Genomic DNA, 21,368 nt, shown 5'->3' with positions numbered 1-21,368 from the left:
GCCCTCGCCGCACGCTATCGACCAGAACGGCTGAGAGGACAGCCAGCCTCAGCGCGTCGCCGTGTCGCCGGGCTCATGCCGCCTTGCTTTGTCCGGCACCAGCCGGCCTGAGTTGGCGCGCAGGCCTCTGAAGAACTCCTCCACATAGGGCAGCAGCTCGAACAGCACGATCACGATCATCACGACGGCAATGTATATCACCGGCAGTTGCTGTTCTTTCCAGGTCAAATCGAAGCGAGCCTTTTCCGTTCCGGCGCCGAACAGCGCCAGGAATTGGCCCCAATGCAGCGCCACCACGATGACCAGACCCGTCAGCGGGATCATTTCCAGGAAGCTGTGCACATGCTGCTCGATCGGGCTCACCGTGCGCGCGGTGGTCGCATAGCGAACGTCCCACAGCGCCGTCGCTTCGTGGAGGAAGAAGGTGACGATCATCACGGCGATCACCAAGGCATTCACCTCCAGGAACATTGCCGCAAGCAGCGGGATTCCAACCTCGGCGAACATCAGCAAATGAATGAGCGATTCCTTCGCACCGGTCGTCGATTCGATGTGGGTGGCGCGATGGCAGAGCCAGTCGGCAAAGCCCGCAATCAGCCAGACCGGCAAGACGAAATACATTAGGATGAGCACCATCGGATCAGCTAGCACCGGGTGTCTCCCTATTCTCCGCGCCGCGCTCGAGCTTTGCAGCCTCGCGATCGAGCACGTTCGGCTCGTTGCCGTATTTCAGCATCAGCGCCAGCACCAACCCGCTTGGAATTCTCGCTCTTTCCGGAAGGTCGCGGACACATTCGGCATTTTCGACCCCGTTGTCGTCCCTGGGAGCTTCGCCGTGCGAAGTCATAGTCATGGTTCCCGGCCGGCCTCACGCCGAACCGCAGGCCGACGGAATGGTTCCATGCCTGTCGGATCCGGATCGCGCGCGCAGTTAACGGCTGGAACGGTTCACCCATCGCCGCGTTCTACCAATTGGGTTCCCTGCGACCTCGTGGATACACGCGCCTGGTATCGACGCGCGACTGAGGTCTCACCACAATGAGAATATGAACTAAGGAGCTTCGTGTGCGAAACCTCAGGGGACTTCACCTCTTGATCGCGGAAGACGAGTGGCTGGTGGCCAGCGATCTGGCGACTTTCTACGCTGACATGGGCGCTATCATCCTCGGACCGGCAGCGACAGTGGAGCAGGCCGGGCGACACGCAAAGGCGGCGGACGCAGCGATTCTGGATATCAATCTGCATGGCCGCCACGTTTTCCCGGTAGCGGATGAATTGATGCGGCGCAACGTGCCTTTCGTCTTCTTCAGCGGGTATGACGAGATCGCCATCCCCGAGCGTTTGCGTTTCGCGAGCAGCCTGAGCAAGTCGTCAAACCGCGCTGTCGTGGTCGATGCGCTGTTCCAGCCGGAGCCCTCTGCAGAGCCATTGACCGTCGCGCAGCCGGCGACCGCGGCGGAGGACGTCGTGGCGCTGCTCCCCAAACTCCGGCTCACCGCGCGTCTGCTGTTGGACGATGCCGGCGCTTCCGACCGCCTTGTCCAGCACACTTTGGAACAGGCGCTTGACGATATCGACAAAAGGCCCGAAGGGTCGTCGATCGCCGACTGGCTGAACACCATCATGCGCAGGATGGCGCGGTTGCGCGGAGCTTGCCTGCTGCACTGATCTCAGACAGCCGAGCCGCCGGCGAGCTGCGTTCGCCGGGCGACCAGCATTGTCAATGCGTCAGGCGGCTTCTGAGCCAGCCGAGAATCCGGTTGCCTTTTATGATCCGGCGGACCCGCGCGGCAGCCCAGGTGGCTTGCATCGTCGCGCCGGCATGGCAGCTGCACACGACGTCATGCAATTGCCAATCGGACAATTCGAAAAAGCGCTTCGCCTCGCCGTAGGTGTCGGACTGCAAGCCGGCCGCGCGCAGCAACGGATCATCGAACGCAACCGCGATCGGCGATCCGTCCGCGCGCACGCGTTCGCGAACCTCGGGATCGACATATTCGGTGCCCGTTAGCGCGGACAGGCACCGAAGGGGATTGCGGTCCAGCAGTTCCGCCCACCGCTCGATCCGCTGCGTTCTCGTTGCAAGCGGAATCAATTCAAGCCGGTCGACGGCTGCCACCGATTGAAGTTCATATGAGGTCTGATGCTTCATTGCTGTCTCCTGTGGTTTGGGGGCCGATATCTGCACGGCGCGGCAGACCTGCCGGGCCGGAAGCACGCGCCTGCAAGGGACAGGCGCTGGCCGATCAGGGTGTTGTTCACCGATCTTCGACAAACGCCTGGCGTGGCGCCTGAAGCGAACCCGAACTGCCAGTCCTCCGCTATGTTCCAGCCATCCTCGCGATGATGAGCCTGGGCCGGCAGCGAATGGAACTTCGTGCAGATTGCAGGGTTGAACATCTGACCAGTCGTTTCAACCGCTGAACCGCGGTGGCGCCATCACTGCATCGGGGCGGTTCTCAGCCAAGCTTGGAGGCTTGTTGGCGAATGGCCCGTTCCAAAGGCCCATCGAACAACCACAATATCATCGTCATCGGGGCGTCGGCCGGCGGGATCGAGCCGCTGAAGCGGATTGTCAACGACCTGCCCGCCGATCTGCCGGCCGCCATTTTCGTCGTGGTGCATATCGGCCAGGTCAGCTACCTGCCGGAGATCCTAGACCGCGCGGGCACGCTCGAAACGAAGCCGGCCAGGAACGGTGAAGAGTTCAGGACTGGCTGCATCTATGTGGCGCCACCCGGCTTCCACCTTCTCCTTCACGATGGCCATATGATGCTGCGGCGCGGCCCGCGCGAGAACCTTGCCCGGCCGGCCATCGACCCCTTGTTCCGCTCGGCGGCGCTGAGCTACGGTGCGAGTGTCATCGGAGTTCTGCTTTCGGGTTCGCTTTCCGACGGCACCGCCGGGTTAAGGGCCATCAAGTCCGTCGGCGGGCTGGCTGTCGTCCAGCACCCCAAGGACACGCTGGTGCCGGGGATGATTGAAAGCGCGCTGCGCTATGTCGACGTCGACCACTGCCTGCCCGCTGCCGAGCTCGGGCCTTTGCTGGCAAAGCTTGCGGTCGAGCCGCCCGGAGAATCCTTTCCTCCCCCGCCTGTGGTTAGATTGGAAGCGGCCATTGCCGCGCAGGAGCATTCGACGATGCAAGAAGCGGATCGACTTGGCGAATTGTCAGTGTTTACATGCCCGGAATGTCACGGGCCGTTGTGGGAGATCGAAGACGGTGACATGCTGCGCTATCGGTGTCATACCGGGCATGCCTTCACCACCGACGCGGTGATGGAGGTGCAGGCGGTGGAGGCCGACGATATCCTGTGGAGCCTGCTCCGCTCGCATCAGCAGCGGGCGGCGTTTGCCAAGCGAATGGCAGAGCGGGAGCGGGCGAAGCTCCGCTCCGAACTCGCCGCCGAAATGGGCAGGCGGGCGAAGGAATATGAGGCGGATGCGGCTGTGATCGAACGCATCCTCGAAAGCAGGCGGGTTCAGGTAAGGGGCAATGGCGAAGTCAGCGCGGAAGGCAAGTACTCACAAGGCAAGGGTTAGTTCGCGCGACGATGAAAAACAGCCGGCGTCCTTCCCCATTGTCGGCATCGGCGCATCGGCGGGTGGGATCGCGGCATTGCGGAGCTTTTTTCCCGAGGTGCCCGCCGACAGCGGCTTCGCCTACGTGGTCATCCAGCATCTCGACGCCGAGCATGAAAGTGCACTTGCCAGCATCCTCCAGCGCTCAACCGCGATCGCAACGCAAACAGTTGCCGAAAGCGTAGAGATCAAAGCCGATAACATCTATGTGATCCCGCCAGGTGTTTCGGTGAGGATTGAAGAGCGGCGCTTTCACTTGGTCAAAATCGCGGCCGAGCGCGACAAACGGGCGCCGATCGATGATTTCTTCACCTCGCTTGCGCAGGAGCAGGCCGAGAACGCCGCCGGAATCATTCTTTCCGGAACCGGCAGCGACGGCACCGTCGGCCTGAGAGCTATCAAGGAGCGCGGCGGACTGACCCTTGCGCAGGAGAGCGCCGAATATGACGGGATGATGCGCAGCGCCGTCCAGAGCGGCCTGGTCGACATGGTGCTTCCCGCGGAGGAGATGGCCGGCAAGCTGGTCAGCTATTTCACTCACGCGAGCCGCACCGAAACCGAGCGGGATCGGCGCAAGCGCGAAGTGACCGAACAGCTTTCGCGCATCGTCGCCCTGCTTCGCTCGCGCACAGGCCATGATTTCAGCGGCTATAAGGACAACACCATTTTGCGGCGCATCCAGCGCCGCATGCAGGTGCTGCAGATCGACGATCCCACCGTCTTCTATGAGCGGTTACGCGAGGACCCGCAGCAGGTCGATCTTTTGTTCCAGGACCTGTTGATCGGCGTCACCAGCTTCTTCCGGGACCCGCAGGCTTTCGACGCTCTCGAACGTGTGGTCATTCCCCGGCTGCTCGAGAGCCGCAAGCCTGGCGAGACGATCAGGGTATGGGTGCCGGGCTGCGCCACAGGCGAGGAAGCCTATTCGATCGCTATGCTCTTGAAGGAAAACGCGCCGCGCGGCGCCGCCTCGCCCAACTTACAGATCTTCGCCACCGACATCGACGAGCGCGCGCTGGAAGTAGCGCGCGCCGGTCGCTACTCGGCGACGATCGCGCCGGACGTTGCGCCGAAGCGGTTGAAGGAGTTCTTCTCGCGCGAGGACGGTACGTACCGCATTTCCGCCGACTTGCGGGAGATCTGCCTATTTTCGGCGCACAATCTCTTGCGAGATCCGCCGTTTTCCAAGCTCGACCTGATCGCGTGCCGCAACCTTTTGATCTATATGGGCCCGGAACTGCAGGAGAAGATCGTCCCGATCTTTCACTACGCATTGCGCAACAACGGCTATCTCCTTCTCGGTTCCTCGGAGAACGTCACGCGCCATCCACAGCTGTTCTCGACGGTAGATAAGACAAACCGCATCTTCCAGAGGCGCAACGGGGCCACCACACATCGGTTGCCGGAATTCCCGCTCGCTGCCGCCGGGAGATCGACGGATCCAAGTGCGCGCCGGCGGGCAACGACCGAAACCCTGCAGGAAATCGCGGAGCGTTTGATCGTCGAGCGCTATTCGCCGGCATATGTGATCGTGAATGCCGCCGGCGAAATGATGCACAGCTCAGGCGGCACGGGCAAATATCTGGAGCTCGCTGCCGGCGCCCCCAGCCACAGCGTCTTTTCCATGGCGCGTCGCGGGTTGCGCATGGATCTGAGGGCCGCGCTTCACAAGGCCGTAAGCACCGGACAGGTGGCAGTCCAGAATAAGATCAGCGTCGGCACCAATGGCGGGCGTCAGACGATCAGCCTGGCTGTGCAGCCGCTGCCGGGCGATGGTTCTTCCGACCCCCTCTATATGCTGGTCTTCCGGGATGTCGGCGGGATCAAGCCTGAAGCCGAGTACGAGGCCATCCACATAACCGACGATGTTGAAAGCGCCAATGTCAGCCAGCTCGAAAGGGAGCTGAGGGAAACCAAGGAGCGTCTGCAGATCACGACGGAGGAACTCGAATCCTCCAACGAGGAGCTGAAATCCTCGAACGAGGAGCTTTCCTCGATCAACGAGGAGTTGCAGTCGTCCAACGAGGAACTGGAGACCTCGAAAGAGGAGCTCCAGTCGATCAACGAGGAGTTGCACACCGTCAATGCCGAGCTCAGTCTGCGCGTCGACGAGCTCACCCGCGCCAACAACGATGTGGCGAACCTGCTCGAAAGCACGCAGATCGCCACCGTCTTCCTCGACCGGGACCTCTGCATCAAGAACTTCACACCGACCGCGCGCGACCTGTTCCGGCTGGTGGAAAGCGATGTCGGACGGCCGCTGGCGCATGTCCGTCCGCGCTTCCCGGCCGACGGCCTGCAGGCCGACATGGAACAGGTGCTGCAAAGGCTTGGCACGATCGAGCGGCAGATCGAGGGCATGGACAACGGCAAGAGCTATATCATGAGGGTGCTGCCCTACCGGACAGTCGACAACATCATAGCGGGCGTGGTCGTCACCTTCGTCGACGTTACTCAGATCACGCAGGCCGAGAAAAGGATCGGCGCACTCTCGCATGACCTGCGCAACCGCGTCGAAAGCCTCGGGACCCTGCTCGACCTCGTGCCGATCGGCATCTTCATCGCCGAGGATGACGCTGGCGTGCAGATCCGCGCCAACCGGCGCGCGGCGGAGCTGTTGGGTCGGCCCGCTGCCGGCACCAAGCTGATATCCGTGCCCGCAATCCTGCCGCTGACGCTCAATGGAACCAAGATAGGCACCGACGACCAGCCACTGCTCAAGACAATGCGCACCGGCAGGGCAATTCCCGGCTATGAAGCCAGGGTCCAGCATGAAGACGGCACCGCAATCGACGTCATGATGTCGGCCAACCCGCTGTTCGACGAAAAGGGCAAGGTCCGCGGCGCCATCGCGGCGCTGGTCGACATATCCAGCCACAAGGAGGCCGAGCGCAGCCAGGAAAGGCTGCTGCACGAATTGCAGCACCGCGTGAAGAATATCCTCGCCACGATCACCGCGCTGACATCTCGCATGGTTCGCACATCCAGTTCGATGAGCGATTTTTCCACATCCTTCCAGCAGCGGCTGCAGGCAATGGGTCGAACGCACGACGTGCTGTCTTCCTACAACTGGACAGATGCCGATCTCGAGCAGTTGCTGCGGGCAGTGCTGTCGCCTTACAGCAGCAAGCTGCGCCAGAATATCATCATCCTCGGAAACCCTTTGCAGCTTGGCGCGAGCGCGGCCGCGACACTCGGCATGGTATTCTTCGAGCTTGCCAGCAATGCCGCGAAATACGGGGCCCTATCGACAGAGGACGGTCGCGTCAAAGTAGCCTGGAACACCGACAGGCCGGGCATTCTGTCGATCCGCTGGAGGGAAATCGACGGACCTGTCGTCGAAGAGCCGCCAAGGCGGAATTTCGGAACGAGCTTCATCCAGCAGAGTTTGGAGTACGAGCTGGGAGGGAAGGTCGATCTAAGGTTCGAACGCTCCGGACTTGAATGCGACATAGAGATTCCGCTGGCGTCAGGCAAAGGTCGCTGACATTTGCCGCTGAGCGATGAGGAGTGGACACAACATGCTCTTGTCCGGCCTGAATGTCCTCGTGGTCGAGGACGTATTTATGCTTGCGGAGGATCTCACCGACCGGTTGACGCAAGCAGGATGCACAGTGATCGGCCCGGCACCTACGGTCAGACAGGCGCTTGCACAAATCGATGGTGTTGCCCTGGACGGAGCCGTGCTGGATGTAAACCTTCGGGGGGAGCAAAGCTTTCCGCTGGCCGAGCATCTCACGCTCGGCCGTGTCCCTTTCATTTTCCTCACCGGCTACGACAGCACCACTGTCTTTCCCGACCAGTTTCGCGACAAGCCCAAGCTGTCGAAGCCGGTCGATTACAACCTGTTGATCGAAGCGGTGTCGCAGTTCCGCAAGAGCGATGCGCCGGACTGAGAAAGCCTGGCCTACGACATGGTGCGATCGCCTATCAACCGGCTCGCAAGCTCGACCAGATGCCGGATCGGCGCAGGCTTCGGCAGAAAAGGCGCGCCATGGAAGACAGGCGACTGGAAGGCCGGATCGTAGCCCGAATGCACGACAAAGGGCACACCCGCCTCCTTGAGGCGAGCGGCGGCGGTCCCCCTTTGGCCGTCGAGCAATTGGATGTCGATGATGGCCAGATCGGGCTGGTTGTCGTCCAGCCAGGTCGCGGCTGCCCGTTCCGAGGCCACGCAGGCCACCTCGAAGCCGAGCGCCTTTAAGCCATCCGCCACGTCGCAAGCGATCAGGTATTCGTCTTCAATGATCAGTGCCAGGGGCGCTTGCATGACGATCTCCTCTGACACGCTTACTTCCTCCTGGCAAACGGCTTGTTATACTCCGCCGGCCCGGGAAGCGTACGACGTTTCGTCCGCAAACGGCTGCGCGGCTGCCGATAGGATTCGGGCCGGCTTGATCCAAGCCTGCGTCCTCGCCCCGGCTGAGCTGGATCACATCGAGGTCTGACAAGGCCGCGCGGGCCTCGAACAGGCGAAGAAATTCCGGCCTCAGCCCATCGCCGCGTGTGGCGGCAATCGCGTGCAGGGGCATAAAGGTCTTTATCGTCCGATCCTTCACAGACTTGCCTCCATCACAATGCGGCGGCCTTTTCCCGCCTTGCCTCATCGAAATCGATCGACAAGATTACATCGCCGTCGCCGCCGCGAACCCGAACCGCCCAGCCCTCCCGCCGAGCTTCGGCAGCCGGATCGTCGAGAAGATCGATCGCGGAGCGCAACGCTTCATCATGAACAGCTTCGAGGTTGGGCAATTCCACCCCTTCTAGCCGCCTCAAACTGCCACCGTCACGATATTCGAATGTGTAGAGATCCTGGCCCACGTCGGTTGGCCTCTCGACGGCGGGCCGGACGGCATCCACGGACCCGTCCCGGCTGCCTTGCGCAGACCGGCCGCCGAATGCAGCACACTGAACCATCAGCTCTTTGGCGCGATCGACAAGCGCGGCATCGCCGGGCAACGGGTCGGACACAACCATGGTGACAGCGATCTTTTCCCCGCCCTCGCCGAGAAATTCGACCGTCACGTCTCCAGGACCGACATGTATCGCTGTGTCGAGAACTTGCATTCCTGCCTCTTCGTCTCCGTGTCGAGGACACAAAGCTCCCCTGCTCCTGAAAGTTCCGCCCGAGTTCACGAATCGGCTTGGATAGCCGCGCCCGACATCCCGCAACGCTCGCGATGAAACTCGAAGGCAGCGCCTGATCGATATCCGTCTTAATGGCGCGGTTGGAACAGCGCGGCCGGAAGCAGGTTTGGAAACAAAGGAGGCGCCGAATGTCACCCAACCAACGCACGCCCGCCGAAGCCCGCGGCGAAATCCAGGCCGGCAGGACGCAGGATAAGACCCCTGGGTTCGACCCTGCGGCGGCGCCGCAGGAGACGGATGCCGAGGCCGGCGATGTCCCGACTTCCGCCAAGCCGGCATGGCCGCGCGAACCGAGCTTCACCAATCAGGCAAGTTTTGCCAACGCGATGCGGCCGCCAGAGAACGCGCCCGGCCTGCAGCCGCGCAGGAACGGCCCGGTGCTGGTGATCGTGGCGCTGGTCGTCCTGGCCGCGGTTGTGTTTCTGCTCGCCGCGATCTTCCGCCAGGTATGAAAGGAACATCGTTCCCCGTCCCAGGTTTGATAGCGCAAGGTGGTAATTGCGATGCCGCGCTTGAGAAGTTTGTTTCGTCATCTATGGCGCTGGAAAGCGCAGCCGACCACGGACCCGTCTCCGGTGGACGCCATCGTGCGGCTGCTCCGCGACGCCGAAAAGCAAGGCAGATCCCGGCGTTCGGGATAACGGCTGAAAGCGTCCCTCGGCTAGCGTCTCCGGCGGATCGAGCAGTCGCCGCAGTCAGTCCCCGTCATAGATATTCTCGTGGATGATGCCGAGGATCTGCAGCTTCACCGTTTCGCGGGCCTCCGGCCGCACGAAGGGCATTAGAAGGTTGACCGTCTCCTCCACCCGCCGCGGCAGGTCGGCGCTCGGATCGCTCAGATAACTGCCATGGGCGTACAGGTTTTCGGTCAGCTTCTTGTTCAGGTCGGAAAAGAGTCCCATGGTCATTGCTCCTTGCTGATCCAACAGCCGGAGCGCCCACGCGGTTCCCACTGCCGACGCCATTCGGGAACCCCGCGCCGGGGATGGCTACGATCTTGGAACGACGCCCAGGCCGACGGACAGCCGCTCGATTGAGCGCAGCGGAATAAATGCGGCAGCCTGACCCCGCCTGCCGCGCGCCATTATAGGGCCTCCTCCCCTCCAACGGCGCCAGGTTTTCCGCCTCTCAACCTTTCTGGCTGCGCTCGACGAACTTGTTGAAGCGGCTCGTTCCACCGCTGCCGGCTTTATCCTGATGCAGGAAGGCGAGATCGTTCTCGTCGAAGATGCGGAAGAATTCGTCCCATTCGATTGGCTCGAGCGTGTCTTCGGGCTCGCCGAAATCGATGCGCAGAATGCCGCCCTTGCCTTTCGTGCGAACGACAGCCGGCTGGCCATTCCGTTCTTCTACCCACTTGCGGATTTCGTCGTGATTGGTGGTCGTCTTGGCCTCGGACATGGACTTTCCTTTCTGCAGCGGGGACCGATGAGCGGTCCTAACGGCAGCCAACAGGCAATGTTCCAGATGGTGGAACGGCTCCTTGTCGAAGCTGCGGCACCTCCTGCGACGGGAACTTTGTTGAAGCAGGGAACAAACCTTTTGCCGCGCAGTTCGGGGCGCCGAAGCCAAGTCCACAAGGGAGTCATCGTGAAACGTGTATTGGTTACGGGAGGTTGCGGCTTCATCGGCCGCCACGTCGCCCAGGAACTCACCGACCATGGTTATCAGGTGCGCCTGCTCGATGCGCTTGTCGATCAAGTGCACGGCGCCGAAGCCATCAACCTCCCTGTGGGGGCCGAACTGATCAAGGGCGACGTGCGCGACCGCGACGCTGTCGCCGAAGCGGTTTCCGACGCCAATGCCGTGATCCATCTGGCGGCCGAGGTTGGCGTCGGCCAGTCCATGTACGAGATCGCCCGCTATGTCGGCGCGAACGATCTCGGCACCGCGGTGCTGCTGCAGGCATTGATCAAGCATCCGGTCGAGCGGATCGTCGTGGCGTCTTCCATGAGCATCTATGGCGAAGGCCTCTATCAGACTCCGGACGGCGAGCGGATCGACAATGCGCGCCGAAAGCCTGCCGATATAAAGGAGGGCCGCTGGGATTTGGTATCGGTGACCGGCCAAGCACTGTCGCCTCTTCCGACGGACGAGGAGAAGCGGCCCGATCTCGCCTCGATCTACGCGCTGACCAAATATGCGCAGGAACGCGCGGTGCTGATCTTCGGCCAGGCCTACGGCGTCGATGCCGTTGCACTGCGCCTGTTCAACGTGTTCGGCGCCGGACAGGCGCTTTCCAATCCCTATACCGGGGTCCTCGCCAATTTCGCTTCGCGCCTCGCCAACGGCAAACAGCCGACGATCTTCGAGGACGGTGAGCAGAAGCGCGATTTCGTCCATGTGCGCGATGTCGCCACCGCGTTCCGCCTGGCGCTGGAGCAACGCCAGGCAGCCGGCCACGCCATCAACATCGGCAGCGGCCGAGCCTATTCGATCAGCGAGGTGGCCCGGCTGCTTGCCAAGGCCATGGGCGTTCCGAAGCGCCCCGCCGAAATTCTCGGCAAGGCGCGCTCCGGCGATATACGCAACTGCTTCGCCGACATTTCCAAGGCGCGCGAACTGCTCGGCTTTGAGCCGAAGCATCGACTGGAAGATTCGCTCGGCGAATTCGCGGCATGGGTTCGCAACAGCGTCGTTATCGACCGCGGCGCGGACATGCGGCGCGAGCTGGAAGAGCGGGGATTGGTCTCATGACCCAGGGCCATCGGCATCCGCGCAAGGCACCGATAGCCGTCATTGGCGGCAGCGGCTTCATCGGCTCCAATCTGGCCGACAGCCTGCTATCCGACGGCGAGGCCGTGCTGGTCGTCGACAATCTCAGCCGTCCGGGCGTCGAGCAGAATCTCGACTGGCTGGCGCAAAAGCACGGCGACAGGCTGAGCGCCAAAATCGTCGACATACGCGATGCCAGCGCACTGGCAGCGGCGCTGGCGCCGGCAAAGGCGATCTTTCACCTCGCCGCCCAGACCGCCGTGACGACCAGCCTGACCGATCCCGCGCAGGATTTCGACATCAACCTCAAAGGCACGTTCAACGTACTGGAGACCGCTCGCAGCACCGGCGCCCCGGTAGTCTTCGCCAGCACCAACAAGGTCTATGGCAGCCTACCCCAGATCGCGGTGCGGCAAGCCGATGATCACTACGAGCCGCTCGACGAGAAGGTGCGTGCGAGCGGGGTCGATGAGAAGGTAGGCCTTGATTTCTGCACGCCCTATGGCTGCTCGAAGGGCGCGGCCGATCAGTATGTGCTCGACTATTCCAAATCCTACGGACTGCCGACAGCGGTGCTGCGCATGAGCTGCATCTACGGGCCGCGCCAGTTCGGCACCGAGGACCAGGGCTGGGTCGCACATTTTCTTTTGAGCGCCCTGTCCGGCCAGCCGATTACCATTTACGGCGACGGTCGGCAGGTGCGCGACATCCTGCACGTATCCGATGCCGTGGCTGCATATCGCGGCGTGCTCGCCAGGATCGAGGACGTCAAGGGCCAGGCATTCAATCTGGGCGGCGGTCCGCGCAACACGGTCAGCCTGCGCGTGCTGCTGGCGCAAATCGCCGACATGACCGGCAGCGACATCGCGATCCGCCATGACCGCGAGCGCCTCGGCGATCAGCCCTTCTTCGTCGCCGACACGCGCAAGCTGCAAGCCGCGATCGGCTGGCAGGCGCATGTCCCATGGCCTGAAGGCGTCCGCGATCTCGCCAGCTGGTTGCTGCGGCATCGGCTCCAATCGCGCCCCGAAGCCACGAGGTATGTCGCATGAAAGTCGCCTTGGTCAATCCTCATTGGACCTATGAGCACAGCATCTATTTCGGCTGCCGCCAGCCGCATCTGCCGCTGGAGCTCGGCTATTCAAAGGGAATGCTGGAAGCCGAAGGGCACGACGTCCTGATGCTGGATGGCTTGCTGCAGGGGTTCGACAACGAGGCCCTTGCCGAAAGCGTCGCGGCTTTTCAGCCCGACATGACCGTCGTGACCACCGCGCCGACCTACCTGTTCTGGCGCTGCGCGCCGCCTGAATTGCGCGTGCCGGCGGAGTTCCTCAACCATCTCGCAGGACGCGGCGGACGCACGGTGGCGGTCGGACCGCATGGCTCGGCGACGCCGGGCCCTACCTTGCGCAAGCTGGGCGCCGATCTCGTCGTGCGCGGCGAATGCGAGGAGGTGGTGACGGAGCTCGCGCGGCAAGACGACTGGGGCGAGGTTGTGCATACGGCTCGCCTGGAAGGCGACGTACCGGCCTGCAATGGCGGCGTGCATGCCAGCACGTTCGTCGATCACCCGGCGCTCGCCTGGCCGTCCGACTGGATCGCCGCGCATGGCCATCATCATCACAGGTTCGATTCCGTCCAGAGAGGCGCCGGCGCCGAGGTGGAGGCGTCGCGCGGCTGCCCTTACAATTGCAGCTTCTGCGCCAAGATCGATTTTCGGGATGCCTATCGGCGCCGAAGCCACGACGCCGTCATGGCCGAGATCGACGGGCTGATCGCGCAAGGCGTCGGCTACATCTATTTCATCGACGAGATTTTCCTGCCCCAGAAGGCGCTGCTGGAAGCGCTGGTCGATCGCGACGTCCAGTTCGGCGTCCAGACTCGCATCGACCTCTGGAAGCCGGAACTGCTCCGGCTGCTCGGCGAGGCCGGTTGCGTCTCAATCGAGGCCGGCCTTGAAAGCCTGACCGTCGAGGGTCGGGCGATGCTTGCCAAGCGCTGCCGGCTGGATACCGACGATTTGGCCGCGCTTCTGGTCGACGCCCGTCGCCACGTGCCTTTCGTCCAGGCCAATCTGATCGGCGTGGTCGAGGACGACCCGGCGCTGGTGGATTATTGGCGCAAGCACCTCATCGACCACGGCGTCTGGGCGAACGAGCCCGTGCCGCTCTATCCCTATCCGAGCTCTCCCAGCTACCGCGAACTCTGGGGCGAACCCGACGACCTCGCCTGGGAACGCGCGCATGAGCACTACCTCGCCTCCTTCCGCTCCTTCAGCGACATCCAGGACCAGCGCCCGCATGCGCTGGCTGAGTTGGAGTCCTCATGCTGCAGTCACTGATTCACCGTCCGCGGCGCATCCTGATGACGACCGACGCCGTCGGCGGCGTCTGGCGCTATTCGCTCGACCTGGCGCGCGAGCTGGCGGCCGGAGGCGACAGCATCGTGCTCGCCGGGCTGGGACCCGAACCTTCTCCGGAGCAGGCGCGGGAGGCGAGGGCTTTCGCCACGCTGGTTTGGCTCAAATCCCCGCCGGACTGGATGACGCGCGACGAAAAAGATCTCGACAGCTTGCCGGGCGAACTGCGAACCCTCGTCCAGACCTATGCGATCGACCTCATCCATCTCAATGCACCGGCGCAAGCGGCCGGCCTTGATCTGGCATGTCCTGTCGTCGCGGTCTCGCATTCATGCGTGGCAACCTGGCTGCACGCGGTGCGTGGGCAAGCGCCAGCGGACGCTTGGTCGTGGCAGCGAGATCGCAACAAGGCCGGATTCGATCGCGCCGAAGCCGTTGTCGCTCCGAGCCGAAGCCATGCCGAGATCCTCCAAGTCTGCTACGGCGCGATCGAAGGGTTGAGCGTCGTCCATAATGGCGCCCTGCCCGGCCCGAGGCCGGGACGGCGCGAGCCTTTCGTCTTCGCCGCTGCGCGATGGTGGGACGAGGGCAAGAATGCGGCATCGCTCGACGCCGCCGCCGCGCTCTGCGACTGGCCCATTCAGGTCGCCGGCCCGCTCGCCGGGCCTGACGGACAGCGCGCCCGTTTCGATAACTGCGTCTCGTTCGGGCCAATGGACCACGGCAAAGTTCGCCGGCTGATGAGGCGAACCGGCATCTTCGTTTCGAGCTCCATCTACGAGCCTTTCGGTCTGGCAGCCCTTGAGGCCGCGCTGTCGGCCACGCCGCTGGTGCTCGCCGATATCGCGACCTACCGCGAAATCTGGGACGGCGCGGCCATGTTCTTCAATGCGCGCGATCCACATGCGCTGGCCGGCTGCATCGAGAACCTGTCCCACGATGAAAGTTTGCGGCGCAAGCTGGGCAGGCGCGCGGCGCGGCAGGCACGCAAATTCTCGCTGGGCAAGCAGGTGAGGGTGATGCGCGACGTCTACAAACGGGCGGCGCTGACCGCAGCGGGGCGTTGACCATGCGTTTTCTATTCTACACTCATTCGGCGGTTTCGGACTGGAATCACGGCAACGCGCATTTCCAGCGCGGCATCATGCGTGAGCTTGCCGCACGCGGCCATGAGGTGGTCGCGCTCGAGCCCATCGATGGCTGGAGCCGGTCGAACCTGCTCGCCGAGCAAGGCCCCTTTGCCGTCGAGCGCTTCCGCAAGGATTTTCCGGAACTGAGGGTAGTGGCCTATGCCCCTGGCTTCGAGCACGAAGCTCGGTTGGCCGGCGCGGATGTCGTGATCGTCCACGAATGGACGGACAAGGATCTTGTCGCGCGCATCGGACAAGCGCGCGTGCTGAGCAATTTCACGCTACTGTTCCATGACACTCATCATCGCGCGGTATCGGCGATGCAGGCGATCGCTGCGCTTCAGCTCGAGCATTATGACGGGGTGCTGGTCTTCGGCGAAGTGCTACGGGAGAGCTATCTTCGCGCCGGCTGGGGCAAACGGGTGTTCACCTGGCATGAGGCGGCGGACGACCAGCTGTTCAAGCCATGCCCGGAAATCGACCCCGCCTTCGACCTCGTGTGGATCGGCAATTGGGGCGACGATGAACGCAGCGCCGAGATCGCCGAGTTCCTGATCGAGCCGGCGAGCACACTCCGGCTGTCGGGAACCGTACACGGGGTGCGCTATCCGGCCTATGCCAGCGCCGCGCTTGCGGAAGCTGGGCTGCGATATGATGGCTGGATTGCCAATGCCGACGTGCCAAAAGCCTTCGCTCGTCATCGCGTCACCATGCACATCCCCCGCAGGCCTTACCGGGAGAGCCTGCCGGGCATTCCCACCATTCGCATGTTCGAAGCGTTGGCCTGCGGGATTCCGCTGGTCTCGGCGCCGTGGTTGGATGTTGAAGGGCTGTTCCGCGCCGGCACGGATTTCCTGTTCGCCCGGAACGGCGCCGAGATGCGAGGACACCTCCGCGATGTGCTGAACGATCGCCAGGGTGCAGAAGCACTGACCGCATCCGGCCTGGAAACCATCCTGGCGCGACACACGTGCCGGCACCGCGCCGACGAGCTGTTCGACATCCTGGCCGTATGCGGCAATCGCGCGGCGGCGGAAATCAAGCCTGCAAGGGAGGCCGCCGCATGAAGATAGCCTTTTACGGATCGAGCCTTCTGTCATCCTACTGGAACGGCGCCGCCACCTATTACCGCGGCTTGCTCAAAGCCCTGTCGCAGCTCGGCTATGACATCGTCTTCTATGAGCCCGACGTATACGATCGGCAAAAGCATCGCGATATCGAGGCGCCGGACTGGTGCAGCGTCGTCGTCTACGAGCCAACAGCGCATGCGCTGATGCAGGTCGCCTCGCGCGCCGCGCAGGCGGACGTCGTGGTCAAGGCAAGCGGCGTCGGCTTCGAAGACGATGCGCTGCTGCGTGCGGTTCTCGACAATGCCCGCCCCGACGCGCTGACTGTCTTCTGGGATGTCGACGCGCCGGCGACCCTAAGCGAGTTGCGCAACGATCCCGAACACCCGTTGCACCAGGCGTTGAAGAGGATCGGCGTCGTGCTGACCTATGGCGGCGGTGACCCGGTGGTCTGGGACTATCGTGCGCTCGGCGCGACGGAATGCGTGCCGATCTACAACGCGCTCGATCCGGAGACGCATCATCCAGTCCCCACAGATCCGCGCTTTGCCTGCGACTTGGCTTTCCTCGGCAATCGGCTGCCCGACCGTGAGGCGCGTGTCGACACATTTTTCCTCGATCCGGCCCGCGGGCTCGGCGGCCAGCGCTTCCTGCTTGGTGGCTCCGGTTGGGGGGACAAGCCCTTGCCGGCAAACGTGTCGTGGCTCGGCCATGTCGGCACGCGCGATCACAACGCCTTCAACGTGACGGCGAAGGCGGTGCTCAACATCAGCCGCGACAGCATGGCGGCCAACGGCTTTTCGCCCGCAACCCGTGTCTTCGAGGCGGCAGGCGCGGGTGCATGCCTGATCACCGACGCCTGGCTCGGCATCGAGATGTTCCTAACACCCGGCGAAGAGATACTGGTCGCCCGGGACGGCGCCGATGTCGCAGAGATCATGCGCACGCTGACGCCGAAGCGGGCCAAAGCGGTCGGCGCGGCAGCGCTGCGGCGCGTTCTGGCCGAGCACACCTACACGCTAAGGGCTCAACTGGTGGAGGACATCTTCAAGGCGCATTTCGAGCGCCGGGCAATGGAGGCCGCGCAATGACGAAACCGCTCGACATCGTTTTCCTCGGGCTTTCACTATCTTCGTCCTGGGGCAACGGCCATGCGACGACTTTCCGGGGACTGCTGCGCGCGCTCGACGAACTCGGCCATCGCGTCACGTTTCTTGAACGCGACGTGCCCTGGTACGCGCATCACCGGGACCTGCGCGATCCCGATTTCTGCGTCTTGCGCTACTACGACACTGTTTCGGAGCTGCGCTGCAACCACCGGCAGGAGCTGCAGCGGGCCGACGCAGTGGTAATAGGCTCCTTCGTGCCGGAAGGCAGGGCGATCATCGACGACCTTGCTTTGCTGTGCACCGGACAGTTCTGCTTCTACGACATCGACACGCCAGTGACGCTGGCGCGGGTTGCCGAGGATGATTGCGACTATCTGGCCCGCAGGCAAATCTCCTACTTTGACATCTACTTCTCGTTCACGGGCGGACCGACGCTGGAGCGCCTCAAGTCGGAGTTCGGCGCCCGCCGGACGGAGCCGCTCTACTGCGCCGTCGATCCGAAGCGACACCATCGGACCAGGCACGCGATCGAATGGGACCTTGGGTATCTTGGCACATACAGCGCGGACCGGCAGCCCGCCCTCGACGCGCTGCTGCTGGAGCCTGCGCGGCGCCTGCCGGACCGCCGCTTCGTCGTTGCCGGCTCGCAATATCCATCCGACATCGCCTGGCCGGGAAATGTCGAGCGGATCGAGCACCTGCCGCCCTCCGAGCATGCCGCCTTCTACAGCCGCCAGCGTTACACGCTGAATCTTACCCGGGCATCGATGATTGCCGCTGGATGGTCGCCCAGCGTGCGGCTCTTCGAGGCCGCTGCTTGCGGCACGCCGATCATCAGCGACCGCTGGCCCGGGCTCGATGATTTCTTCCCGGAATCGGCGATCGAGACGGCGGCAAGCACCGCAGATGTCGAGGAGATCCTAAGCGCCAAATCCGAGCGGGCAAGGCTCGATTTGGCCAGGGCAGCGCGGGAGGCGGTGCTTTCAAGACATACCGCCATGGCGCGGGCACGTGAATTCGTTTCGGCGCTGACGCCGTCTGTTGAAACGCGTCCGGCGATCGATCTGGACGTCGAAAGTGCAGCATGAGTGACAGACAGGAGACCATCGAGATGCGGCGATCAAAAAGGGCTGAAAAAACACGGACGGCGCTTGTTGCCGGCGGTGCCGGTTTCCTCGGTTCGCATTTGTGCGAGGCGCTGCTGCATGACGGCTATCGCGTGATCTGTGTCGACAATTTTCTCACTGGCAGAATGGAGAACATCGGTTCGTTGGTTGGCCTGGCGCGCTTTAGGTTGATCGAACAGGATGTTTGCACGCCGCTGGAACTCGGCGAGCCTGTCGATCGCGTTTTCAATCTGGCCTGCGCGGCATCGCCGCCTCGTTATCAGGCCGACCCGATCCATACGACACGCACCTGTGTGATCGGGACCCTAAATCTTCTGGAGCTCGCCGCCAGCAACGGTGCCCGCTTCCTGCAGGCGTCGACCAGCGAAGTCTATGGCGATCCGGAACAGCATCCGCAGCGCGAGGACTATGTCGGCCATGTCAACTGCACGGGACCGCGAGCCTGCTATGACGAGGGCAAGCGCGCCGCCGAAACGCTCTGCTTCGATTATCTGCGAGCCGCTATGGCCGATATTCGCGTGGCCCGCATCTTCAACACATATGGGCCAAGGATGGACCCTGCCGACGGCCGCATCGTCTCGAACCTGGTCATGCAAGCGATCGAGAAGCGGCCGCTGACGATATTCGGGGATGGCCGACAGACCCGCTCCTTCTGCTATGTCACGGATCTGGTCGAGGGACTGCGCCGCCTGATGGATGTCGATCCAAATCCGCGCGAACCGGTCAATCTCGGCAATCCCGGAGAGTTTTCGATCCTCGAGCTGGCAAGATTGGTGCGCGAACTGACCGGCACCAGATCGCCCGTGAAGTACCTGCCTTTGCCGCAGGACGACCCGCGCCGCCGACGCCCCGACATAGGCCGCGCAAAGGCGCTCCTCGGCTGGTCGCCCGAGGTGCCCCTAAAGCAAGGCCTGCTGCAGACGATCGCCTATTTTTCAAATATCGACGATCTGGCGATCGAGCCCGTGGTCGCGATCGACAGAACGGGTGGAGGAAAGCTGCAGAACCTGCAGCTCTGAGACAGCGGCATCTTTTCACCGGGGCGGAACAACCAACCGACATCGCGGTTGGGCATGACAACCGCGATGGAGGAAGAACTGTGCAGTCGAAGCGATCAGTCAAGGACATAGAGCAGATGGCGGCGGTGGAGACGGCCGCATTCCTGCGGAGGGCTTCCATTACCTATCTCGAGTGCTGCGTCAGCCTGATGATGACGCATCTGCAACGCGAGGAAGTGGCAACCATCCTGGAACAGGAAGCCGACATGCTGCGCAGGCTGGACTGATCAAGTCTTCAAGCGCTCGGTGAACCGCGAAAGCCTGATCTGGTAACGGTCAGCGGCCCGAATGGCCTTCACCCGATCATGGCCGTCTGCAGACTGTGCGGCTATCGTCCACAGGCCAAGCTGCAACGCGAGATAGCAGGGCTCCATGCGATCGACCAGGGAACGATCGACGGCACGCGACATTTCTGCCTCGATGCCTTTGATGAGCCGCGCAAGCTCCGCGTCGCAAAGCTCATATTCAACCCTCGCGCCTGCAATGTCCCACGCTATATCCTGACAGCCGACGATGTCGTGCGAGCGGCAGTGGTCAACGGCATCTGTCTTGAGCACGGTCCCGTCCTGGCGAACCAGAAACTCCCATGGATGAAGGCGCCCGTCGATCTCGATCCTCCCCAGCACGGGCTGTGGCGGGTAGCGGGCGAACCAACCCGCCAATGCTTGGGCCTGACCTTCCCCCAAATCTTCCCTGCAGTTTTGTACGGCCATGGCCACGAGCTTTTCCGGCGACGCGCCGGCCTCGTCGGTCGGCAGCTTGGCGGCGCGCCAGCCGAGATAGCGCCCGAGCCAGTCGATCAGCATATCTCTGGGCAGCCCTGCCCGGTCCAGCCTGCCGGCATCGATCCAGCACTCGACCAGGAAACCGTGGCTGATACCGGCAGGCTGAGCGCCAAAGCCCGCTTCGTGGAGTGCCTTGGCCGTACGCAGCTTGCGCTGGCCGGCCTCGCCGAAACCTGCGAACTTGACCAGCCAACGCTCGCCGCCGGCTAAAGCCATGAATTTGCGCCGCTCGAATGCCGGGAATATCGGGGGCCAAGCGCTGGTCGGCACTGAAAGAACTTCGCGCCATGCGCCGCCTGAAATTTCATGAAGCTCGACATCGGCCCTGCCGAGCAAATGTCCTATCCAGTCCCGCAGCCCCGGGCTGACCGCGCCATCAAAGGCGTCTTCGAAATCCGCGACATGACTTTGGCACTGCGACAAGGCAGCGACAGTTTCGGCAGTAGCTTGCGCGCCCGGCCCGCCGCGGTGGCTCGGGAACAGATGAATGCGCTCATGGCCGATGCCGTGCCGGCGAAGCCAGGCAATGACAGCATGAAAGGAACTGCCGGAGAGGCCCGGACCTTCATCGACGATAGCAAATTTGGCCTGCGGTCTGTCGAGCCAAGAGCGTAGGAGTTCGGATGCGGCGCTTATGTGCCGGGAAAACGGATGGCCGATCGGTCGCAGGCTGATAGGCGGCGGCGCATGCAGGGCGGCGGCGACCATCGCCGCGAGGCCGAGACCGATGCTGCGGATGCCGATGACGCATGTGTTCGCATCGAGGCCCGACCCCAGCGCCGCAAGCAGATAGGTTTCCGGGTAGAGGGCGTACAGCGCATAGCCCTCAGCCGGTCCGGTGGTTATTGCGCTGCCGCAGTCGATGGCGGCAAGCTTTGCAAGCAGCGCCTCATCCAGCGCTCCGCTTCGAGCAAATTTTTGTTGCCAGGACCGCAGCACTTCCTGCGACAACTCGACGAGAATTTCCGACCCCAGCTTCTGCCTCGACGAACTGCTGTCGCGGCCTGTTATGTCGAATTCCGCATCGGCGAGGCCCTGGAGAAGTTCAGAGACGGTGACGAATAGATCGACCACAGCGGCGTGACGTTCGAGGCCGGCAGGCAGATCGCCAATAGCTCCAGCCGCGGCCAAGACAGCCTTCCGGAGCTGTTCTGCGCTATGCGTTCGCTTGTGGTCGCCGAAGACGATCATACGGCTCCTGCCTAGCTGTCTGGCCGCCAACGCGAAACGGCGCCTGTTTGATCCGCAATCAGGCTCACCAATTTTTCGCGGCGCGAAGGAACATTCG

Annotated in this window: 22 protein-coding genes; 14 read left to right on the top strand and 8 right to left on the bottom strand. The window is 63.0% G+C overall.

Annotated elements, in window-relative coordinates:
• Nucleotides 1–48: 48 nt before the first annotated feature.
• Nucleotides 49–651: a diguanylate cyclase gene (locus FJW10_RS18920; protein WP_140901211.1), complete on the bottom strand. Its 603-nt coding sequence runs from the start codon at nt 649–651 to the stop codon at nt 49–51.
• Nucleotides 641–853: a hypothetical protein gene (locus tag FJW10_RS18915; protein ID WP_140901210.1), complete on the bottom strand. Its 213-nt coding sequence runs from the start codon at nt 851–853 to the stop codon at nt 641–643. Before FJW10_RS18915 ends, FJW10_RS18920 begins: the two co-directional genes overlap by 11 nt.
• Before the next feature lie 212 nt (nt 854–1,065).
• Here FJW10_RS18915 and FJW10_RS18910 point away from each other — a divergent pair, with 212 nt between their 5' ends.
• On the top strand, nt 1,066–1,668 hold the full coding sequence (locus FJW10_RS18910; protein ID WP_181177577.1) for a response regulator: 603 nt from the start codon (nt 1,066–1,068) through the stop codon (nt 1,666–1,668).
• Between the two features lie 52 nt (nt 1,669–1,720).
• Here the strand turns inward: FJW10_RS18910 and FJW10_RS18905 are convergent, their stop codons facing one another.
• Nucleotides 1,721–2,152 (bottom strand): hypothetical protein, encoded by a 432-nt coding sequence (locus tag FJW10_RS18905; RefSeq protein ID WP_140901209.1) that lies wholly within the window; start codon nt 2,150–2,152, stop codon nt 1,721–1,723.
• 335 nt (nt 2,153–2,487) lie between these two features.
• On the opposite strand from FJW10_RS18905, the gene FJW10_RS18900 reads away from it, so the two are divergent.
• Genes FJW10_RS18900 through FJW10_RS18890 form a run of 3 tightly spaced genes read left to right on the top strand, consistent with a single transcriptional unit; the run spans nt 2,488 to nt 7,478 of the window.
• Nucleotides 2,488–3,543, top strand: a complete 1,056-nt coding sequence (locus tag FJW10_RS18900; RefSeq protein ID WP_140833330.1) for a chemotaxis protein CheB — start codon at nt 2,488–2,490, stop codon at nt 3,541–3,543.
• Complete coding sequence (locus tag FJW10_RS18895; RefSeq protein WP_140833332.1) at nt 3,497–7,069, top strand: CheR family methyltransferase; 3,573 nt, start codon at nt 3,497–3,499, stop codon at nt 7,067–7,069. Before FJW10_RS18900 ends, FJW10_RS18895 begins: the two co-directional genes overlap by 47 nt.
• A gap of 34 nt (nt 7,070–7,103) precedes the next feature.
• A complete protein-coding gene (locus tag FJW10_RS18890; RefSeq protein ID WP_140833334.1) occupies nt 7,104–7,478 on the top strand; it encodes a response regulator in 375 nt (124 codons plus the stop codon).
• 11 nt (nt 7,479–7,489) lie between these two features.
• On the opposite strand, the gene FJW10_RS18885 is transcribed toward FJW10_RS18890, so the two are convergent.
• Nucleotides 7,490–7,852, bottom strand: coding sequence for a response regulator (locus FJW10_RS18885; RefSeq protein WP_140833336.1), 363 nt, complete (start codon nt 7,850–7,852; stop codon nt 7,490–7,492).
• A gap of 302 nt (nt 7,853–8,154) precedes the next feature.
• Nucleotides 8,155–8,649, bottom strand: a complete 495-nt coding sequence (locus FJW10_RS18880) for a hypothetical protein (protein ID WP_140833338.1) — start codon at nt 8,647–8,649, stop codon at nt 8,155–8,157.
• 209 nt (nt 8,650–8,858) lie between these two features.
• On the opposite strand from FJW10_RS18880, the gene FJW10_RS18875 reads away from it, so the two are divergent.
• Nucleotides 8,859–9,182: a hypothetical protein gene (locus FJW10_RS18875; protein WP_140833340.1), complete on the top strand. Its 324-nt coding sequence runs from the start codon at nt 8,859–8,861 to the stop codon at nt 9,180–9,182.
• A 243-nt stretch (nt 9,183–9,425) separates the two neighbouring features.
• On the opposite strand, the gene FJW10_RS18870 is transcribed toward FJW10_RS18875, so the two are convergent.
• On the bottom strand, nt 9,426–9,632 hold the full coding sequence (locus FJW10_RS18870; protein ID WP_140833342.1) for a hypothetical protein: 207 nt from the start codon (nt 9,630–9,632) through the stop codon (nt 9,426–9,428).
• A gap of 226 nt (nt 9,633–9,858) precedes the next feature.
• Nucleotides 9,859–10,131 (bottom strand): hypothetical protein, encoded by a 273-nt coding sequence (locus tag FJW10_RS18865; protein WP_140833344.1) that lies wholly within the window; start codon nt 10,129–10,131, stop codon nt 9,859–9,861.
• Between the two features lie 189 nt (nt 10,132–10,320).
• Between FJW10_RS18865 and FJW10_RS18860 the strand changes: the two genes are divergently transcribed.
• The 9 genes from FJW10_RS18860 to FJW10_RS18820 all read left to right on the top strand — a co-directional run bounded on the left by FJW10_RS18860 (nt 10,321) and on the right by FJW10_RS18820 (nt 19,522).
• Nucleotides 10,321–11,427, top strand: a complete 1,107-nt coding sequence (locus tag FJW10_RS18860; protein ID WP_140833346.1) for an SDR family NAD(P)-dependent oxidoreductase — start codon at nt 10,321–10,323, stop codon at nt 11,425–11,427.
• Entirely contained in the window at nt 11,424–12,497 is a 1,074-nt protein-coding gene (locus FJW10_RS18855; protein WP_140833348.1) for an NAD-dependent epimerase/dehydratase family protein, read from the top strand. The genes FJW10_RS18860 and FJW10_RS18855 overlap by 4 nt, the downstream gene beginning before the upstream one ends.
• Complete coding sequence (locus tag FJW10_RS18850) at nt 12,494–13,786, top strand: TIGR04295 family B12-binding domain-containing radical SAM protein (RefSeq protein ID WP_140833350.1); 1,293 nt, start codon at nt 12,494–12,496, stop codon at nt 13,784–13,786. Before FJW10_RS18855 ends, FJW10_RS18850 begins: the two co-directional genes overlap by 4 nt.
• Nucleotides 13,771–14,871, top strand: coding sequence for a glycosyltransferase family 4 protein (locus FJW10_RS18845; protein ID WP_140833352.1), 1,101 nt, complete (start codon nt 13,771–13,773; stop codon nt 14,869–14,871). Before FJW10_RS18850 ends, FJW10_RS18845 begins: the two co-directional genes overlap by 16 nt.
• A gap of 2 nt (nt 14,872–14,873) precedes the next feature.
• Nucleotides 14,874–16,001 carry a glycosyltransferase gene (locus tag FJW10_RS18840; protein WP_140833354.1) on the top strand — a complete coding sequence of 376 codons (1,128 nt, stop codon included), beginning with the start codon at nt 14,874–14,876 and terminating at the stop codon, nt 15,999–16,001.
• Nucleotides 15,998–17,092 (top strand): glycosyltransferase, encoded by a 1,095-nt coding sequence (locus FJW10_RS18835; RefSeq protein ID WP_140833355.1) that lies wholly within the window; start codon nt 15,998–16,000, stop codon nt 17,090–17,092. Before FJW10_RS18840 ends, FJW10_RS18835 begins: the two co-directional genes overlap by 4 nt.
• Nucleotides 17,089–18,198: a glycosyltransferase gene (locus tag FJW10_RS18830; protein WP_140833357.1), complete on the top strand. Its 1,110-nt coding sequence runs from the start codon at nt 17,089–17,091 to the stop codon at nt 18,196–18,198. The genes FJW10_RS18835 and FJW10_RS18830 overlap by 4 nt, the downstream gene beginning before the upstream one ends.
• 23 nt (nt 18,199–18,221) lie before the next feature.
• Nucleotides 18,222–19,256 (top strand): UDP-glucuronic acid decarboxylase family protein, encoded by a 1,035-nt coding sequence (locus FJW10_RS18825; protein WP_140833700.1) that lies wholly within the window; start codon nt 18,222–18,224, stop codon nt 19,254–19,256.
• A gap of 80 nt (nt 19,257–19,336) precedes the next feature.
• Nucleotides 19,337–19,522 (top strand): hypothetical protein, encoded by a 186-nt coding sequence (locus tag FJW10_RS18820; protein WP_140833359.1) that lies wholly within the window; start codon nt 19,337–19,339, stop codon nt 19,520–19,522.
• Here FJW10_RS18820 and FJW10_RS18815 read toward each other — a convergent pair whose 3' ends face one another.
• On the bottom strand, nt 19,523–21,271 hold the full coding sequence (locus tag FJW10_RS18815; RefSeq protein ID WP_140901208.1) for a hypothetical protein: 1,749 nt from the start codon (nt 21,269–21,271) through the stop codon (nt 19,523–19,525).
• Nucleotides 21,272–21,368 lie beyond the last annotated feature (97 nt).

Origin of the sequence: Mesorhizobium sp. B4-1-1 (genome assembly GCF_006439375.1) — a bacterium.
Taxonomy (GTDB): Bacteria; Pseudomonadota; Alphaproteobacteria; order Rhizobiales; family Rhizobiaceae; genus Mesorhizobium.
This window is presented reverse-complemented; position numbering and strand designations above follow the sequence as displayed.

Excerpts from the sequence above, each read along its gene's own strand:
- FJW10_RS18855 (WP_140833348.1), top strand. The coding sequence starts at position 11,424 with ATGACCCAGGGCCATCGGCATCCGCGCAAGGCACCGATAGCCGTCATT.
- FJW10_RS18845 (WP_140833352.1), top strand. The coding sequence starts at position 13,771 with ATGCTGCAGTCACTGATTCACCGTCCGCGGCGCATCCTGATGACGACC.
- FJW10_RS18830 (WP_140833357.1), top strand. The coding sequence starts at position 17,089 with ATGACGAAACCGCTCGACATCGTTTTCCTCGGGCTTTCACTATCTTCG.
- FJW10_RS18870 (WP_140833342.1), bottom strand. The coding sequence starts at position 9,632 with ATGGGACTCTTTTCCGACCTGAACAAGAAGCTGACCGAAAACCTGTAC.
- FJW10_RS18835 (WP_140833355.1), top strand. The coding sequence starts at position 15,998 with ATGAAGATAGCCTTTTACGGATCGAGCCTTCTGTCATCCTACTGGAAC.
- FJW10_RS18850 (WP_140833350.1), top strand. The coding sequence starts at position 12,494 with ATGAAAGTCGCCTTGGTCAATCCTCATTGGACCTATGAGCACAGCATC.
- FJW10_RS18915 (WP_140901210.1), bottom strand. The coding sequence starts at position 853 with ATGACTATGACTTCGCACGGCGAAGCTCCCAGGGACGACAACGGGGTC.
- FJW10_RS18900 (WP_140833330.1), top strand. The coding sequence starts at position 2,488 with ATGGCCCGTTCCAAAGGCCCATCGAACAACCACAATATCATCGTCATC.
- FJW10_RS18815 (WP_140901208.1), bottom strand. The coding sequence starts at position 21,271 with ATGATCGTCTTCGGCGACCACAAGCGAACGCATAGCGCAGAACAGCTC.
- FJW10_RS18825 (WP_140833700.1), top strand. The coding sequence starts at position 18,222 with ATGCGGCGATCAAAAAGGGCTGAAAAAACACGGACGGCGCTTGTTGCC.
- FJW10_RS18865 (WP_140833344.1), bottom strand. The coding sequence starts at position 10,131 with ATGTCCGAGGCCAAGACGACCACCAATCACGACGAAATCCGCAAGTGG.
- FJW10_RS18895 (WP_140833332.1), top strand. The coding sequence starts at position 3,497 with ATGGCGAAGTCAGCGCGGAAGGCAAGTACTCACAAGGCAAGGGTTAGT.
- FJW10_RS18880 (WP_140833338.1), bottom strand. The coding sequence starts at position 8,649 with ATGCAAGTTCTCGACACAGCGATACATGTCGGTCCTGGAGACGTGACG.
- FJW10_RS18840 (WP_140833354.1), top strand. The coding sequence starts at position 14,874 with ATGCGTTTTCTATTCTACACTCATTCGGCGGTTTCGGACTGGAATCAC.
- FJW10_RS18885 (WP_140833336.1), bottom strand. The coding sequence starts at position 7,852 with ATGCAAGCGCCCCTGGCACTGATCATTGAAGACGAATACCTGATCGCT.
- FJW10_RS18890 (WP_140833334.1), top strand. The coding sequence starts at position 7,104 with ATGCTCTTGTCCGGCCTGAATGTCCTCGTGGTCGAGGACGTATTTATG.
- FJW10_RS18905 (WP_140901209.1), bottom strand. The coding sequence starts at position 2,152 with ATGAAGCATCAGACCTCATATGAACTTCAATCGGTGGCAGCCGTCGAC.
- FJW10_RS18875 (WP_140833340.1), top strand. The coding sequence starts at position 8,859 with ATGTCACCCAACCAACGCACGCCCGCCGAAGCCCGCGGCGAAATCCAG.